Origin of the sequence: Arthrobacter sp. L77 (genome assembly GCF_000816565.1) — a bacterium.
Taxonomy (GTDB): Bacteria; Actinomycetota; Actinomycetes; order Actinomycetales; family Micrococcaceae; genus Arthrobacter_D; species Arthrobacter_D antioxidans.
The window spans coordinates 718,523-734,233 of sequence record NZ_JWSU01000006.1; the positions used below are offsets into that span (position 1 = coordinate 718,523).

The 15,711-nt window shown below is 71.7% G+C and carries 13 protein-coding genes; 5 read left to right on the top strand and 8 right to left on the bottom strand.

What is annotated here, in order from left to right; genetic code table 11:
- Positions 1-87 precede the first annotated feature (87 nt).
- On the top strand, positions 88-3,624 hold the full coding sequence (locus RY94_RS13475) for a bifunctional proline dehydrogenase/L-glutamate gamma-semialdehyde dehydrogenase (protein ID WP_082046351.1): 3,537 nt from the start codon (positions 88-90) through the stop codon (positions 3,622-3,624).
- A 49-nt stretch (positions 3,625-3,673) separates the two neighbouring features.
- Here the strand turns inward: RY94_RS13475 and RY94_RS13480 are convergent, their stop codons facing one another.
- Together RY94_RS13480 and RY94_RS13485 are read right to left on the bottom strand one after the other, a co-directional pair.
- A complete protein-coding gene (locus RY94_RS13480) occupies positions 3,674-4,369 on the bottom strand; it encodes an NADPH-dependent F420 reductase (RefSeq protein WP_043445888.1) in 696 nt (231 codons plus the stop codon).
- 71 nt (positions 4,370-4,440) lie between these two features.
- Positions 4,441-5,553, bottom strand: a complete 1,113-nt coding sequence (locus RY94_RS13485; RefSeq protein WP_043445890.1) for a glycosyltransferase — start codon at positions 5,551-5,553, stop codon at positions 4,441-4,443.
- A 118-nt stretch (positions 5,554-5,671) separates the two neighbouring features.
- Between RY94_RS13485 and RY94_RS13490 the strand changes: the two genes are divergently transcribed.
- Positions 5,672-6,739, top strand: a complete 1,068-nt coding sequence (locus RY94_RS13490; RefSeq protein WP_043445893.1) for a YeiH family protein — start codon at positions 5,672-5,674, stop codon at positions 6,737-6,739.
- Between the two features lie 117 nt (positions 6,740-6,856).
- Here the strand turns inward: RY94_RS13490 and RY94_RS13495 are convergent, their stop codons facing one another.
- The 6 genes from RY94_RS13495 to leuC all read right to left on the bottom strand — a co-directional run bounded on the left by RY94_RS13495 (position 6,857) and on the right by leuC (position 13,534).
- Positions 6,857-8,008 carry a D-alanine--D-alanine ligase family protein gene (locus RY94_RS13495; RefSeq protein ID WP_043446706.1) on the bottom strand — a complete coding sequence of 384 codons (1,152 nt, stop codon included), beginning with the start codon at positions 8,006-8,008 and terminating at the stop codon, positions 6,857-6,859.
- Positions 8,009-8,013: 5 nt separating this feature from the next.
- The gene (locus RY94_RS13500; RefSeq protein WP_043445895.1) at positions 8,014-9,057 is read right to left on the bottom strand and encodes an NAD(P)H-dependent glycerol-3-phosphate dehydrogenase; all 1,044 of its coding nucleotides are present in this window, start codon (positions 9,055-9,057) and stop codon (positions 8,014-8,016) included.
- The gene (locus RY94_RS13505; protein ID WP_043445898.1) at positions 9,054-9,848 is read right to left on the bottom strand and encodes a lysophospholipid acyltransferase family protein; all 795 of its coding nucleotides are present in this window, start codon (positions 9,846-9,848) and stop codon (positions 9,054-9,056) included. The genes RY94_RS13500 and RY94_RS13505 overlap by 4 nt, the downstream gene beginning before the upstream one ends.
- Before the next feature lie 13 nt (positions 9,849-9,861).
- A complete protein-coding gene (murA, locus tag RY94_RS13510) occupies positions 9,862-11,211 on the bottom strand; it encodes a UDP-N-acetylglucosamine 1-carboxyvinyltransferase (RefSeq protein WP_043445901.1) in 1,350 nt (449 codons plus the stop codon).
- Positions 11,212-11,440: 229 nt separating this feature from the next.
- Positions 11,441-12,040 (bottom strand): 3-isopropylmalate dehydratase small subunit, encoded by a 600-nt coding sequence (gene leuD, locus RY94_RS13515; RefSeq protein WP_043445904.1) that lies wholly within the window; start codon positions 12,038-12,040, stop codon positions 11,441-11,443.
- Positions 12,041-12,049: 9 nt separating this feature from the next.
- Entirely contained in the window at positions 12,050-13,534 is a 1,485-nt protein-coding gene (gene leuC, locus RY94_RS13520) for a 3-isopropylmalate dehydratase large subunit (protein WP_052274349.1), read from the bottom strand.
- A gap of 145 nt (positions 13,535-13,679) precedes the next feature.
- Here leuC and RY94_RS13525 point away from each other — a divergent pair, with 145 nt between their 5' ends.
- The 3 genes from RY94_RS13525 (at position 13,680) to RY94_RS13535 (ending at position 15,677) form a co-directional block, all read left to right on the top strand.
- Positions 13,680-14,399 carry an IclR family transcriptional regulator gene (locus RY94_RS13525; protein ID WP_043445906.1) on the top strand — a complete coding sequence of 240 codons (720 nt, stop codon included), beginning with the start codon at positions 13,680-13,682 and terminating at the stop codon, positions 14,397-14,399.
- Position 14,400: 1 nt separating this feature from the next.
- A complete protein-coding gene (locus RY94_RS13530; protein WP_043445909.1) occupies positions 14,401-14,952 on the top strand; it encodes a DUF1697 domain-containing protein in 552 nt (183 codons plus the stop codon).
- 77 nt (positions 14,953-15,029) lie between these two features.
- Positions 15,030-15,677, top strand: coding sequence for an MBL fold metallo-hydrolase (locus tag RY94_RS13535; RefSeq protein WP_052274350.1), 648 nt, complete (start codon positions 15,030-15,032; stop codon positions 15,675-15,677).
- Positions 15,678-15,711 lie beyond the last annotated feature (34 nt).

The window sequence follows — 15,711 nt, forward strand, 5'->3', positions numbered from 1 at the left end:
CTAATGGTACGGTGCGTCCGATACTGGGGTGGAAGTAGCTGCTTCATCCTGTGCCCGGCGCCAGCCGTCCAACCGAAAGCCGTTGCCATGACAACCCAGATCCCGCCCCGCGAGGGCACCGCCACCACCCCGGCGTCCCCGGACCCGTCGATCGCCTCGCACCCGAGCGCCGACGTCGAGCCCGACTCCTTCTCCGCCGGCCCCGGCGGCACCACGGACATCCCGGCAGCGCTGCCGGACGAGGCGATCGCCCTGGTGCGGCGCTGGCTGACCGAGGCGTCGAAGGTCCCCGTCGACGCGTCGGCCAGGCAGCTCGCCGGCGTCCTCAAGGACCCGGACGGGCTGGCGTTCACGGTCGGCTTCGTGGACGGCGTGATCCGCCCGGAGGACCTCGCCGTCGCGGCCCGGAACCTCGGCGCCATCGCACCGAAGGTCCCCGCCTTCCTCCCCTGGTACATGCGCTCCGCCGTGAAGGTCGGGGCCGCCGTCGCCCCCGTCCTCCCGCAGGTCGTCATCCCGATCGCCCGCCGGGTGTTGCGCGAGATGGTGGGGCACCTCATCATCGACGCCTCCGACGCCCGGCTGGGCCGCTCGATCGGGAGGATCAGGCGCGAGGGCATCCACCTGAACATCAACCTGCTCGGCGAGGCCGTCCTCGGCGACCACGAGGCCGAGCGCCGCCTCGCCGGGACGGTGCGCCTCCTCGAGCGGCCCGACGTCGACTACGTCTCCATCAAGGTCTCCTCGACGGTCGCCCCGCACCCCGCCTGGGCCTTCGACGAGGCGGTCCGGCACGTCGCCGAGAAGCTCGCCCCCCTGTACACGCTCGCGGCGCGGGCCACGACGCCCAAGTTCATCAACCTGGACATGGAGGAGTACAAGGACCTCGACCTGACGCTCGCCGTGTTCATGGACATCCTCGACCGCCCCGAGTTCACGCACCTCGAGGCGGGCATCGTCCTGCAGGCATACCTCCCCGACTCCCTGGCCGCGATGATCCGGCTGCAGGACTGGGCCGCGGCCCGGCGGGCCCGGGGCGGCGCCGGCATCAAGGTCCGCGTGGTCAAGGGCGCCAACCTCCCCATGGAGCAGGTGGAGGCGTCCCTCCACGATTGGCCGCTGGCCACGTGGGGCTCGAAGCAGGACTCGGACACGCACTACAAGCGCGTGCTGAACTACGCCCTGCAGCCGGGCCGCATCGACAACGTGCGCATCGGCGTGGCCGGGCACAACCTCTTCGACCTCGCCTTCGCCTGGCTGCTCGCCGGCGAGCGCGGCGTCCGCCACGGCATCGAGTTCGAGATGCTCCTGGGCATGGCGCAGGGGCAGGCCGAGGCCGTGAAGCGCGACGTCGGCTCGCTGCTCCTGTACACGCCCGTGGTGCACCCGGGCGAGTTCGACGTCGCCATCGCCTACCTCATCCGCCGACTGGAGGAGGGCGCGAGCCAGGACAACTTCATGTCCGCGGTGTTCGAGCTCACGGAGAACGAGTCCCTCTTCGCGCGGGAGAAGAACCGCTTCCTCGCCTCCCTCGAAGAGCTCGACACGGCCATCCCGGCGCCGAACCGGCAGCAGGACCGCGGCGTCCCCGCCCCGGCCCACTCCGGGACCGGGTTCTCCAACACCCCCGACACCGACCCCTCGCTCCCGGCGAACCGCGCCTGGGGCCGGGCGATCCTCGATCGGGTGGCCGCCTCCGAGCTGGGCAACGACGTCGTCGCCGCGACCACCCTGACCCGCGCCGACGAACTCGAGGACATCATCGCCGGCGCCGTCGCCGCGTCGGCGTCCTGGGGTTCGCTGACCAGCGCCGAGCGCGCCGCGGTGCTGCACCGGGCCGGCGACGCACTCCAGGCGCGCCGGGCCGACCTCATGGAGGTCATGGCCGCCGAGACCGGCAAGACGCTCGACCAGGCCGATCCGGAAATCTCCGAGGCCGTGGACTTCGCCCACTACTACGCCGAGCGCGCCCGCGAGCTCGACGACGTCGACGGCGCGTCCTTCTCCCCCGTCCGACTCACCGTCGTGACGCCGCCGTGGAACTTCCCCGTCGCGATCCCCGCGGGCTCCACCCTCGCGGCCCTCGCCGCCGGGTCCACCGTGATCATCAAGCCCGCCCCGCAGGCGCGGCGCTCCGGCTCGGTCATGGTCGAGGCCCTGTGGGCCGCGGGCGTACCGCGCGAGGTCCTGCACCTCGCGCACCTCGACGAGGGAGACCTCGGACGGCAGCTCCTCGCCGATCCCCGCGTGGACCGCGTGATCCTCACCGGCGGCTACGAGACCGCCGAGCTGTTCCGCTCCTTCCGGCCGGACCTGCCGCTGCTGGCCGAGACCTCCGGCAAGAATGCCGTCATCGTCACCCCCAGCGCGGACCTCGACCTCGCCGCGAAGGACGTGGCGCAGTCCGCCTTCGGCCACGCGGGCCAGAAGTGCTCCGCGGCCTCGCTGGTCATCCTCGTGGGCAGCGCGGCCACGTCGCAGCGCTTCCGGAACCAGCTGATCGACGCCGTCGCGTCCCTGACCGTCGGCTACCCCGCCGACCCGAGCACGCAGATGGGCCCCGTCATCGAGCCCGCCGCGGGCAAGCTCCTGGACGGGCTCACGACCCTCGGCGAGGGCGAGTCGTGGGTCCTCGAGCCGCAGCAGCTCGACGGCTCGGGCCGCCTGTGGAGCCCCGGGGTCCGCACGGGCGTGCGGCGCGGGTCCACGTACCACCTCACGGAGTACTTCGGCCCGATCCTCGGCATCATGACCGCGGCCACGCTCGAGGAGGCCATCGCTCTGCAGAACGACATCGACTACGGCCTCACCTCCGGCATCCACTCCCTCGACCGCCGGGAGATCGCCACCTGGATGAACGGCGTGCAGGCCGGCAACCTCTACGTCAACCGGGGCATCACCGGGGCGATCGTCCAGCGCCAGCCCTTCGGCGGCTGGAAGAAGTCCGCCGTCGGCGCCGGCACCAAGGCGGGCGGCCCCAACTACCTCGTGGGCCTCGGCTCCTGGGCCCCGCAGCAGTCGCGGGCACAGGACAGCCCGCTGCCCGCCGTCGAGCCCCTCCTCACGGCCGCCCGCGCGGCCGGCCTGCCCGAGGCCGACGTCGCCCGCCTCGACCGCGCCGCGGCGTCCGACGCCGCAGCATGGACGAGCGAGTTCGGCTGCGTGAAGGACGTCTCCGGTCTTGCGGCGGAGCGGAACCTGTTCCGCTACCTCGCGCACCCCGTGACGGTCCGCCTCGCCGAGGATGCACCGGTCGCCGACCTGGTCCGCGTGCTGCTGGCGGCCCGTGCCGCCGGCGCTCCGGTCACCGTGTCGAGCGCCGTCGAACTCCCCGTCGCCCTCCGGTCCGTGGTCCTGGCGCAGGCGGAGAGCGTCACCCTCGAGGACGACGGCGCCTGGCTGGCCCGGGCGTCGTCGCTCACAGCACGCCGCGTGCGGCTGATCGGCGGCGGAGCCTCGGCCCTGGCAGAGGCGACCGGCGGGCGTCCCGACCTCGCGGTGTACGCGCAGCCCGTCACCGAGGCGGGGCGGATCGAGCTGCTGCCGTTCCTGCAGGAGCAGGCGATCAGCATCACGGCGCACCGGTTCGGGACCCCGAACGCGCTGACGGACAGCATCCTGTAGCTCATCCCTCGACAGGGCAGGAATGACCACCCGACGGGGACGGACCCGGTCATGTCCGCCCTCTCGGCGTCGACGACGCTCCCGTCGGCGGGAGTGACCGGACCACCGCGACGTTGAACACCGGCGTGCCGAGCGCACCCCAGATCCGCAGCCACAGGGGCATCACCGCCTCGGTGGCGCGCGCGGTGTCGAGGGCACCGAGGTCGAGGATGTCCTCGGCGGGCCACCCGAAGCCGGTGAGCAGGCCCGTCACGAGAGCCTTCGCGTCGGCGGCGTCACCGCTGACGAAGACGGTGTGGTGTCCCTCGAGCAGACCGGGGTCCACCATCACCGCGGCCGTCATCGTGTTCAGCGCCTTGACCACCCTGGCGCGCGGGAGGGCCCGCTGGATCTGCTCCGCGAGGCTGTCACCGGCGGTTCCGCTGACGCTGGGCGGCATCCCGGCCGAGAAGTCCAGGGTGTTCGCCACATCGAGCAGCACGACACCGTCCAGATCCTCCGGAGCCAGTTCCCGGACCACGCTGAGCGATACCAGGCCCGGCGTCGCGTTGACGACCACCTCGGCGCCCCGGATCGCGTCGGCGTAGGACTCGATGCGGACCGCGCCGTGGGTGCCCGTCCCCCAGTGCCGGCCGTTCGGTGTGTCGTACGTCCGGGACCCGATCGCGACGTCGTGGCCCTGCCGCACGAGGGCAGCCCCGAGGGTCCGGCCGACGATCCCGCTTCCCAGAATGCCGATCTGCATCCCGAGACCGTGACAGGCCCGGGAACCGGTGTCAACGCCGTCGGTCGCGGAGCCAACCCTGCCCTGACGCACTACGCCGCACTGCGGTGTGCGGCCTCCTCGAGCAGCTGCGCTCCCCGGCGTGCCCCCTCGGCGGCCCGGAGGCGGTCGCCGATCACCGCGGCGGCAGCACCGTAGCTCTCCGTGGCGAGGATGGTCATGAGGGCGTCGGCGATCTGCGCGCCGGAGGACTTGCGGCTCAGGGTCAGCCCGGCGCCCGCCTCCTGCACGATCTTCCCGATCATGGGCTGGTCGAGCATGGGATGCATGGGCAGGATGAGCATCGGCAGGCCGTGGGCGAGGGCCCGCATCGTCGTCGCGTGGCCGCCGTGTCCTACCACCGCGGAGCAGTGGGGCATCAGTTCGGTGTGGGGGACGTACCGGTGGACCACGACGTTGGGCGGGGCGGTCAGCCGGTCGGGATCGATGGCGGGCCCCGTCGTCACCGTCGCGTCGACGGGCAGGTCCGCGACGGCGTCGAGGATCCGCTGCAGCACTGCGGGCTGACCCGCGAACGCCGTGGTGCTGAGACTCACCAGGACGTGGGGGTGCTCCGGCCGCACCGCCGGCCCCGCCACATCCAGTGCGGCTCCGGCCCAGACCACCCTGCCGGCGTCGTCGTCGTCCGCGGCCGGATCGAGGGCAGGGTCCGCGCAGACCAGCACCAGCTCCGCGCCCCTGGTCACCTGCCGTGGGCCCACCCCCTTCAGCCGTGCCATCACGGAGATGGGGTTGCGCCGGAACGGGCCGTCGAGGAAGGCGTAGAAGCTGTGGACCAGCGAGACGTAGGGCAGCCCTTCCCTGTCCGCGGCGCCGAGGGCACCGAGCAGCAGGCAGTCGATCACCAGCAGATCCGGTGGGTCGCGGCGGGCTTCGGAGATCAGGTCGCGGGCTATCCCGGGATCGGTGAACACCGACAGCATCATGGCGATGTCGCGGAGCGCGGGCCGCTCGACCGTCGGCGTCATGGGCGCGGCCGAGCGGTACGGGATGAACGCCGCGCCCGTGGTCTCGATCGTGGAGGCCTGGGCCGGATGCCCGATGAACCGCACGGAGTGCCCCTGGCGCATCAGCTCGCCGCCGATCAGCAGGGCCGGAGGTACATTGCCGCCGGCGTCGAGTGTGGCAAAGAGGAAGGTGGACATGACGTCCCTCCGGGGAACTCGCCGAACCATGCTGGGGGACGAGGATACTGCTCGCTCCCCCGTGGAACAATGACCGGAAGTACCCTCTTCCCCCTGTCCGGAACCCGAAAGCAGCCCCATGCCGTCACCGCCTGCCCGCCCCGACCTCCTGCGGGCGCGGACCCGGTCACTGGCGCCCGGGCTGACGGTGGTCGCCGCCGGGGTCGCCGTCGCCGTCTGGGTGGGATCGCTGCAGTCCGTTCTCGGACCGCTGGTGATCGCCCTGGTGCTCGGCGTCCTGCTCGCCAACTCCCCCCTGTACACACCGTCCCTCCGCCCGGGCGTGACGACGGGGACGAAGAAGCTCCTGCGGGCCGGCGTGGTGCTGCTGGGCCTCCAGCTCGCGCTGCCCGACATCGTGGCGCTCGGCCTCCCGGTCCTCGGCCTGATCGTGGCGTGCGTGGCGCTGAGCTACGTGCTCACACTGCAGCTCGGCCTGCGGCTCGGACTCACCCGCGCCGGCGCCACTCTCATGGCCGCAGGGTTCTCGATCTGCGGGGCGTCCGCCATCGCGGGCCTCCAGGGCGTCGTGAAGGCCGACGACGACGAGACCGCCGGCGCGGTCGCGATGGTCACCCTCTACGGGTCGCTCATGATCGTGGTCCTCCCCGTGCTCGGCGGCCTGCTCGGGCTGAGCGAGGACCGGTTCGGGATGTGGGCCGGCCTGGCCGTCCACGAGGTGGCGCAGGTCGTGGCCGTCGCGGGGACCGCCGGAGCTGCGGCGCTCGCCGTCGCGACGGTGGTCAAGCTCGGCCGGGTGCTGATGCTCGCACCGGTCGCCGCACTGGCGTCCCTCGGCGAACGACGGCGCGCTGCCGTCCTGGCCGGGGCGGATCGTCGCGGACGGAGCGGCGCCGGCTCACCGGGCGTCCCGGCGACCGGTGCCCGTCCTCCCGTGGTGCCGCTCTTCGTGCTCGGCTTCCTCGTCATGGTGGCCGTCCGCTCGCTCGGCATCCTGCCGGAGGCGGCGCTCGAGCTGGGCCGCACCGTCACGACCGTCCTGCTGGCGGCCGGGATGTTCGGGCTCGGCGCGGGGATCGACGTCCGCCGCCTGCTGCGCACGGGCGGCCGCTTCGCCGTCGTCGGTGCGCTCTCGACCGTGCTGCTGGCGGGAGGCTCACTCCTCGGGGTGCTCCTGCTGCCCTGAGGTCAGGGCCAGGACGCCGTTCCGCCCACTGACTGTCCGCACCCGGTGGGCATCACCGCGGATGCCCGCCGACATGCCGCGCCCGGTGGGCACGACGACTACGGGGACGGGCAGGGCTCAGCGCAGGCCGGTGCCACGCTCGAGGGCCAGCCCGATCAGTTCGTCGATCAGCTCGGTGTACCCGAGACCGGACTTCGCCCACATCTGCGGGTACATGCTGATGGGGGTGAAGCCGGGCATCGTGTTGATCTCGTTGATCACCAGGCGCCCGTCCGCGGTGTAGAAAAAGTCCACGCGGGAGAGCCCCTCCCCGCCGATCGCGTCGAACGCGTCGGCGGCCAGGAGCCGCACGCGGTCGATGACGTCCGCCGGGAGGTCCGCGGGGCACGTCAGCTCGGCGGCGGCACCGTCCACGTACTTCGCCTCGAAGTCGTACCAGGCGTGGTCGCCCGGCTGCATCGCGATCTCGCCGGGCAGCGAGGTGCGCGGGGCGTCGAGCCCGCGCCCCTGCAGGACCGCCACCTCGATCTCGCGCCCGTCGATCCCTGCTTCGACGATGACCTTCGGGTCGAACACGCGGGCGGCCTCGATCGCTGCCCTGATGCCGTCGACGTCGTCCACCCGGGTGATCCCCATGGACGAGCCGGCACGCGCCGGCTTCACGAACAGCGGGAACCCGAGTGCCGCGGCGCGCCGCACGGCGGCATCGGCGTCGGTGCGCCACTGGCGGTCGGTGACCACGTGGTACGGGCCGACGTCGAGCCCGGCGGCCTCGAACACCACCTTCATGTAGTGCTTGTCCATGCCGACGGCGGAGGCCAGCACGCCCGCGCCCACGTAGCGCATGTCCGCCATCTCCAGCATGCCCTGCAGGGTGCCGTCCTCGCCGAACGGACCGTGCAGGAGCGGCAGCACGACGTCGACGCCGCCGAGGCTCTGCGGCACGGACCCGGGGGCGGCGATGAGCAGTTCCTGGCCGGTTCCGCCGTCGACCGCGGAGCCCATGACCACGGCGTGCTCGGTTGCCGTCACCTCGGGCAGCACATCGGAGCGCAGGGACCACGCGGACGGATCCGCGGAGACCAGGGACCACTGCCCGGAGCGGGTGATGCCCACGGGCACGACGTCGTAGCGGGTGCGGTCGATCGCCTCGAGGACGCCGGCGGCGGTCACGCAGCTGACGGCGTGCTCACTCGAGCGGCCCCCGAAGAGGACGAGGACGCGGGGCTTGCCGGAGCGGGCCGGGGTCCCGGTGGGCGCGGTGGTCAGGGTGGTCACGGGGTGTGATCGCCTTCCGGCTTGAGGTTGCGGGCCAGCAGGCGCGGCCCGAGGTCGTTGACGGAGAGTTGCCCCTGGAGGACGGCGACCACACTCTCGGTGATGGGCATGTCCACGCCGTGCTGCTCGGCGGAGTCCAGGACGGCCTGGGCGGACTTGATGCCCTCGGCGGTCTGGTTCATCCGTGCCGTCACCTCGTCGAGGATCAGCCCCTGCCCCAGCAGCCGGCCGGCGGTGTGGTTCCGCGACAGCGCCGACGAGCACGTGGCGATGAGGTCCCCCATCCCGGCGAGGCCGGCCATCGTCTCCCGGCGTCCCCCAAGGGCGACGGCCAGACGGGTGGTCTCGGCGAGCCCGCGCGTGATGACGGAGGCCTTGGTGTTGTCCCCCATGCGGCGGCCCTCGCAGATGCCGACGGCGAGGGCGATCACGTTCTTGACGATTCCGCCGATCTCCACGCCGATCACGTCCGTGGAGGTGTACGGGCGGAAGTACGAGGCCGTGCAGGCCGCGGCGATCCAGGCGGCGGTGTCGTGGTCGACGCAGGCGACGACGGACGCCGTCGGCTCCTCCCGGGCAATCTCCATGGCGAGGTTCGGCCCGGAGAGCACCGCGATCCGCTCCTCGGGCAGCGCGAGTTCCTCCGCGATCACCTCGCTCATGCGGGCGTCGGTGCCGACCTCGAGGCCCTTCATGAGGGAGACGACGACGGCGTGGGACGCGATGAGGTCACGCCACGCCGGGAGCTGGGCGCGCAGGGACTGGGCGGGCACGGCAAGGATCACGAGGTCGCTGCCGGCGAGGACCTCCCCGACGTCGGCCGACGCCGTGATGTTCGCCGGGAGCACGGTGTCCCCGAGGTAGCGCGAGTTGCGGTGGCCGGTGGTGATCTCGGCGGCCACCTCGGGCCGGCGGGACCAGAGCATGACCGGGGTGTCCGGGGATGCGTCGGCGACGACCTTCGCGAAGGTGGTCCCCCAGCTGCCGGAGCCGAGGACGGCGATCTTCGCGGGTCGCGTCCCACGCGGGTCGGCCGTCATCTCGCTCCTCCTGGCAGGGATCCGCCGGATCCGCCGTCGTCGTTCTCCTGGCGGTCCTCGAAATCGCGGCCGGTCAGTTTCTGGTGCTGCTGCGCCGGGTCCCAGCGCTCGGCGGGCGGCCGCTCGCCCCGCAGCTCGGCGAGGAGCTCGGTGACGGCGTCGAGGATGCGTTCCGTCGCCGCATCGAGGGTCGTGCGGGTCAGCGGGAGGTCCCGGAACTCGGAGAGGTCCACGGGGTCGCCCACGAGGACACGGGAGCGCTTCCGGGGGAACAGGTGGAACCGCTTCGCGTAGCGGGGGAAGACCTCCTGGGCCCCCCAGTGCGCGATCGGCACCACGGGCGCACCGGTCTGGAGGGCCAGACGGGCGGCCCCGGTCCGGCCCTTCATCGGCCACATGTCCGGGTCGCGCGTGAGCGTGCCCTCGGGATAGATGATGATCGCCCCATTGTCCGAGAGCGCCTCGCGGGCGGCTTCCAGGGAGCGGTTCGCCCCCGCGGAGCTTCGCTCGACCGGCACCTGCTTGCTGGTGCGCAGGATGTATCCCACCACCGGCACCTTGAACAGCGACGCCTTCGCCATGAAGTGGGGCATGACGCCCTGGTTGTAGAGGAAATGCGAGATGACCACGGGGTCGATCTCCGTGACGTGGTTGGGGCAGACGACCATGCCCGTACCGTGCGGCAGTTTCTCCTGCCCCCGCCATTCCTTGGCCATCAGGGCGTTCATGACCGGCCTCACCCACAGGCCGAGGAACGTGAACATGGCGCGTGAGCCCCGTGACTCCCCCATCCTGCCGGGCCGCCTACGCGAGTGCCACGGCGACAGCCGGGGCGTCCTCCGTGACATCGAAGTCCGCGCCGAGGCCCTCGAGCTTGTCCTGGAAGCGCTCGTAGCCGCGGTTGATGAGCTCGATCCCGGTGACGCGGGATACGCCGTCGGCGGCGAGGGCCGCGATGAGGTGGCTGAACCCTCCGCGCAGGTCCGGGATGTCGATGTCGGTGCCGCGCAGCTGCGTGGGCCCCGAGATCACGGCGGAGTGCAGGAAGTTCCGCTGCCCGAACCGGCAGGGGACGCTGCCGAGGCACTCGCGGTGCACCTGGATGCTGGCACCCATGCGCAGCAGTGCCTCGGTGAACCCGAAGCGGTTCTCGTACACCGTCTCGTGGACGATCGAGACTCCGGTGGCCTGCGTGAGCGCCACGACGAGGGGCTGCTGCCAGTCCGTCATGAAGCCGGGGTGCACGTCCGTCTCGAGCACGAGCGGCTTCAGGGGGCCGCCCGGGTGGTAGAAGCGGATGCCGTCGTCGTCGACGTCGAAGGCCCCGCCGACCTTGCGGTACGTGTTGAGGAAGGCCGTGAGGTCGAGCTGGCGCGCGCCCTCCACGTAGATGTCACCCTCGGTGACGAGGGCGGCGGACGCCCACGACGCCGTCTCGTTGCGGTCCGAGATGGCCTTGTGGTTGTAGCCCGTCAGCTCCCTGACGCCCTCGATGCGGATCACCCGGTCCGTCTGCACCGTGATGATGGCGCCCATCTTCTGCAGGACGGCGATGAGGTCCATGATCTCGGGCTCGACGGCGGCACCGGAGAGCTCGGTGATGCCGTCGGCGCGGACCGCGGTCAGGAGCACCTGCTCGGTGGCCCCGACGCTGGGGTACGGCAGCGTGAGCTTGGCGCCGTGCAGGCCCTTGGGCGCGGAGATGGAGATGCCGCCCGGGCGCTTGTCGACGACGGCGCCGAAGTTGCGGAGGACCTCCATGTGGTAGTCGATCGGCCGGTCGCCGATCTTGCAGCCACCGAGGTCGGGGATGAAGGCCTCGCCGATGCTGTGCATCAGGGGTCCGCAGAAGAGGATGGGGATGCGTGAGTCCCCGGCGTGCGCGTCGATGTCCTTGGACATCGCTATCTTCGCATCGCTCGGGTCCATCGTGAGGTCACCGGTGATGGGGTCCTTCGTCACCCTGACGCCGTGCAGTTGCAGCAGGCTGGTGACGACCTCGACGTCCTTGATCTCGGGGACGTTGCGGAGGACGGACGGCGAATTGCCCAGCAGCGATGCGACCATCGCCTTCGGTACCAGATTCTTCGCCCCGCGGACGAGGACCTTGCCCCTCAACGGAATGCCGCCTCGGATGGTCAGAACGCTACCCATGAATACCTGTTTCCCTCATACGATGAACCCCCGCGAACCCGGAAATACCCCCTCCAAGCATAGGAGTACCGTCGGGCAGACAAAAAACAAGGGTACTGGGTGCACTCCCTGCTCCCCTACAGGAACCTCCGGGACCACGTGGTCATTCCTCCCGGTCCCGGCCGTGGCCCGTGAAGTGCGCGACAGCAGCACGGATCACGATGCGACGGGTCGACGCCGCCGCGCGGCGTCAGGTGCGCACGGGGAGGGTGGTCGGTTTGTGGGACGGGCGGCGGGCCTCGAACGCCGTGATGTGCTCCTCCTGCCGGAGCGTGAGGCCGATGTCGTCGAGTCCCTCCAGCAGGCGCCACCGCGTGTAGTCGTCGAGCTGGAAGGGGGCACTCACGGAGCCGCACTGCACCATGCGCGCCTGGAGGTCCACCGTGACCGTGGCACCCGGCTCGTTCTCCAGGACCTTCCAGATCAGTTCGATGTCGTCCTGGGCGACCTGCGCCGCGACGAGCCCCTGCTTGCCCGAGTTGCCGCGGAAGATGTCCGCGAAGCGCGATGACAGCACGGCCCTGAACCCGTAGTCCTTCAGCGCCCACACGGCATGCTCCCGCGAGGACCCGGTGCCGAAGTCGGGCCCGGCCACCAGGACGGATCCGCGGGAGTAGGGCTCGCGGTTGAGGATGAAGTCCTCGTCCTTGCGCCAGCCGGCGAAGAGGGCGTCCTCGAACCCTGTCCGCGTGATGCGCTTGAGGTAGACGGCCGGGATGATCTGGTCGGTGTCGATGTTGCTCTGGCGCAGCGGGACGCCGATGCCGGTGTGCGTGGTGATCTTGTCCATGGCGGGCTCCTAGACTGCGGTGACGGTGGACGGGGCGGCATGGGCGCCCGTGCCGTGGGCTTCGGTGCCGGCGGGTCGCGGAGGCAGGTCCGACGGCGAACTGAGGGTCCCGCGCACCGCGGTGGCGGCGGCCACGACCGGCGAGACGAGGTGGGTCCGGCCACCCTTGCCCTGACGGCCCTCGAAGTTCCGGTTCGACGTCGACGCGCAGCGCTCCCCCGGGGCCAGCTGGTCCGGGTTCATGCCCAGGCACATGGAGCAGCCGGCGAACCGCCATTCCGCCCCGAAGTCCTTGAAGACGCGGTCCAGGCCCTCGGCCTCGGCCTGCAGGCGCACGCGGGCGGAGCCCGGGACCACCATCATCCGCACGGCCGGGTCCTTCTCGCGTCCCCTGATGATGTCGGCGGCGATCCGGAGGTCCTCGATGCGGCTGTTGGTGCAGGAGCCGAGGAACACGGTGTCCACGCGGATGTCCTTCATGGGCGTGCCGGGCTGCAGCGCCATGTAGTCCAGCGCACGGCTGCACGCGGCCTTGTCGTTCTCGTCGGCGAAGTCCTCGGGTGACGGCACGGCTTGCGAGAGCGAGACCCCCTGCCCCGGGTTGGTCCCCCAGGTGACGAAGGGCTCCAGCTCGTTCGCGTCGAGGAAGACCTCCGCGTCGAAGACGGCGTCGTCGTCGGTGCGCAGTTCGCGCCACTCGGCGACCGCGGCATCCCAGTCCGCTCCCTCCGGCGCGTGCGGACGGCCCTCGAGGTACGCGAACGTCGTCTCGTCGGGGGCCACCATCCCGGCGCGCGCCCCCGCCTCGATCGACATGTTGCAGATGGTCATGCGCGCTTCCATGGACAGGGCCCGGATGGCCGAGCCGCGGTACTCGAGCACGTAGCCCTGCCCGCCGCCGGTCCCGATCTTGGCGATGACGGCGAGGATGATGTCCTTGGAGGTGACGCCCGGCTTCAGCGTCCCCTCGACCGTGATGCCCATGGTCCTGAACGGCTTCAGCGACAGCGTCTGCGTGGCCATCACGTGCTCCACCTCGGAGGTGCCGATACCCATGGCGAGCGCACCGAAGGCACCGTGGGTGGAGGTGTGGGAGTCGCCGCAGACGACGGTCAGTCCGGGCTGGGTGAGGCCGAGCTGGGGTCCGACCACGTGCACGATGCCCTGCTCGGCGTCGCCGAGCGAGTGCAGCCGTACGCCGAACTCCCTGCAGTTCGCGCGGAGCGTCTCGATCTGGGTGCGGCTGGTGAGATCGGCGATGGGCTTGTCGATGTCCAGCGTGGGCGTGTTGTGGTCCTCGGTGGCGATCGTCAGGTCCGGACGGCGCAGGGGGCGTCCGGCGAGGCGGAGGCCCTCGAAGGCCTGCGGCGAGGTGACCTCGTGGACGAGGTGGAGGTCGATGTACAGGAGGTCGGGCTGCGCTTCAGCGCCGACGACGTCGCCCTTCCGCACCACGTGTGCGTCCCAGACCTTCTCTGCCAGTGTCTTGCCCATGACGATCGTCCTTTTCCGCTCCGGCACCGGACCCCGGTAGGGGGCGGCGGCCGGAACTCCTCGTGCCGTCAACTCAACCAGCGCCCGCCGACGAGTGCCACTCCTACGGCTTGCGTCTCAGATTATGAGACGGCAATATCATCCTATGGACAATTCTAGCGGTGTCGGAGTCATCGACAAGGCCGCCCTCGTGCTCGACGCCCTCGAGGCCGGGCCCACCACCCTCGCCCAGCTCGTCGCCTCGACCGGACTGGCCCGCCCCACCGTCCACCGGCTCGCCCTCGCCCTGGCCCATCACCGGCTGGTGGGCCGGGACATGCAGGGCCGCTTCGTGCTCGGCAGCCGACTCGTGGAGCTTGCCTCGGCCGCCGGCGAGGACCGCCTGATCGCCTCCGCGGGGCCCGTGCTTCTCGGCCTGCGGGACGCCACGGGTGAGAGTGCCCAGCTGTTCCGGCGGCAGGGCGAGTGGCGCGTCTGCGTGGCGTCCGCCGAGCGTCCCGTGGGACTGCGGGACACCATCCCGGTGGGGACCCAGCTGTCCATGAAGGCCGGGTCCGCCGCTCAGTGCCTGCTGGCGTGGGAGGACCACGACCGCCTGCTCAAGGGCCTGCAGGACGCACGCTTCACGCCCACCGTGCTGGCGGGCGTGCGGCGCCGCGGGTGGGCGCAGAGCCTCGGCGAACGGGAGAACGGCGTGGCCTCCGTCTCGGCGCCGGTCCGCGGTCCGTCGGGCCGCGTGATCGCCGCCGTGTCGATCTCCGGGCCGATGGAACGCCTCACCCGCCAGCCCGGCCGCATCCACGCCGAGGTGGTCTCGGATGCCGCGCGCCAGCTGACGCTCGCCGTGGCGAAGGCAGCCGACTGACGTGGGCAGGGACGCTCCCGGCACCGCGCAACGCTATGCGATCTTCCTGCGGGGCGTGAACGTCGGCGGGGTCACCCTCCGCATGGCCGACCTCCGGGACCTGCTCGCCGGCCTGCCGGTGAGCGACGTCGCCACGGTCCTCGCGAGCGGCAACGCCACCTGCGCGTCCGCGCTCGGTGGCGAGCAGCTCAGGGACCGGGTGGAGGAGGCCCTGCGTGCACGCTTCGGCTATCCGGCCCGCGTGATCGTCGTCGAGCATGCGGAGCTCGCGGACATCGCGGCATCGGTGCCCCGCCGGGAGGATGCCGACTCCCACACGTACGTCACGCTGTTCAGGGGCCCGGAGGACCAGGCGGCCCTCGTCGACGAGGCCCGCGGCCTCGGCGAGGAGCCGGTGGTCCTCACCGGTGGCACGGCGATCGCCTGGTTCCCGCCGAAGGGCAGGTCCACCGACGTCCCCCTCGCGAAGCTGCTCGCCCGGGCACGGCACGCGGCGAACTCGACCACCCGCAACCTCAACACCGTGGACAAGGTCCTGCGCCTCCTGGCCTGACCGGGCGGACGCACGCCCCTTGGTAGGGTTCGAGCACGCCGTGCGGCCGATCGTACCGACCCAGCCGAAGGACACCCATGCGCCTCATCGCCCAGGACTGCCACCAGCTCGAGCATCAGAAGGGCTCCCACGGCTTCGTGGTGGCCGGCGCCGGCCGGGCCGCCGTGATCGACCCGGGCCTGGCCTTCGGGTTCGACGGCGTCATCGCCGAGCTGCGGGCCGGCGAGGCGACGACGGGCCCGATCACCGACATCGTGCTCACCCACTACGACGCCGACCACGCCCAGGTGGCGCGGCGCCTCCAGGAGGCCCTCGGTGCCACCGTCTGGATCGGTTCCGCCGACGCCGAGGTGGTGCGCGGCCGCATCAGACCCAAGACCCGGCTCCGGCGAGCGCTGCGGCGGATCGCCCGTGTCCGGCTCCCGGACGGCGTCCGGGAGCTCACCGGCGCCGGTGAGATCTTCCCCGGGCTCGCGTACTTCCCGACCCCCGGCCACACCCCGGGCCACTACGCCTACCAGTGGCGCGGGGTCCTCTTCACGGGCGATGCCGCCAGGGTGTCGGCGGACGGGACGCTCAGGGACTTCTACGCGCCCCTCATCGATGACAGGCCGGTCGCCGCGCGGACCGTCCGGCTCCTCGCCGACCGCATCCGGGCGGGCTCGGTGGAGTGGGTGTGTTCGGGCCACAGCCCGATCGCCCGGACCCCGGCCCGCACTCCCTGATCCATACCCCCTGATCCGCGCTCCCGGAGTTCCC

Excerpts from the sequence above, each read along its gene's own strand:
- RY94_RS13480 (WP_043445888.1), bottom strand. The coding sequence starts at position 4,369 with ATGCAGATCGGCATTCTGGGAAGCGGGATCGTCGGCCGGACCCTCGGG.
- RY94_RS13485 (WP_043445890.1), bottom strand. The coding sequence starts at position 5,553 with ATGTCCACCTTCCTCTTTGCCACACTCGACGCCGGCGGCAATGTACCT.
- RY94_RS13535 (WP_052274350.1), top strand. The coding sequence starts at position 15,030 with ATGCGCCTCATCGCCCAGGACTGCCACCAGCTCGAGCATCAGAAGGGC.
- RY94_RS13505 (WP_043445898.1), bottom strand. The coding sequence starts at position 9,848 with ATGGGGGAGTCACGGGGCTCACGCGCCATGTTCACGTTCCTCGGCCTG.
- RY94_RS13525 (WP_043445906.1), top strand. The coding sequence starts at position 13,680 with ATGGACAATTCTAGCGGTGTCGGAGTCATCGACAAGGCCGCCCTCGTG.
- RY94_RS13500 (WP_043445895.1), bottom strand. The coding sequence starts at position 9,057 with ATGACGGCCGACCCGCGTGGGACGCGACCCGCGAAGATCGCCGTCCTC.
- RY94_RS13490 (WP_043445893.1), top strand. The coding sequence starts at position 5,672 with ATGCCGTCACCGCCTGCCCGCCCCGACCTCCTGCGGGCGCGGACCCGG.
- RY94_RS13475 (WP_082046351.1), top strand. The coding sequence starts at position 88 with ATGACAACCCAGATCCCGCCCCGCGAGGGCACCGCCACCACCCCGGCG.
- murA (WP_043445901.1), bottom strand. The coding sequence starts at position 11,211 with ATGGGTAGCGTTCTGACCATCCGAGGCGGCATTCCGTTGAGGGGCAAG.
- leuD (WP_043445904.1), bottom strand. The coding sequence starts at position 12,040 with ATGGACAAGATCACCACGCACACCGGCATCGGCGTCCCGCTGCGCCAG.
- leuC (WP_052274349.1), bottom strand. The coding sequence starts at position 13,534 with ATGGGCAAGACACTGGCAGAGAAGGTCTGGGACGCACACGTGGTGCGG.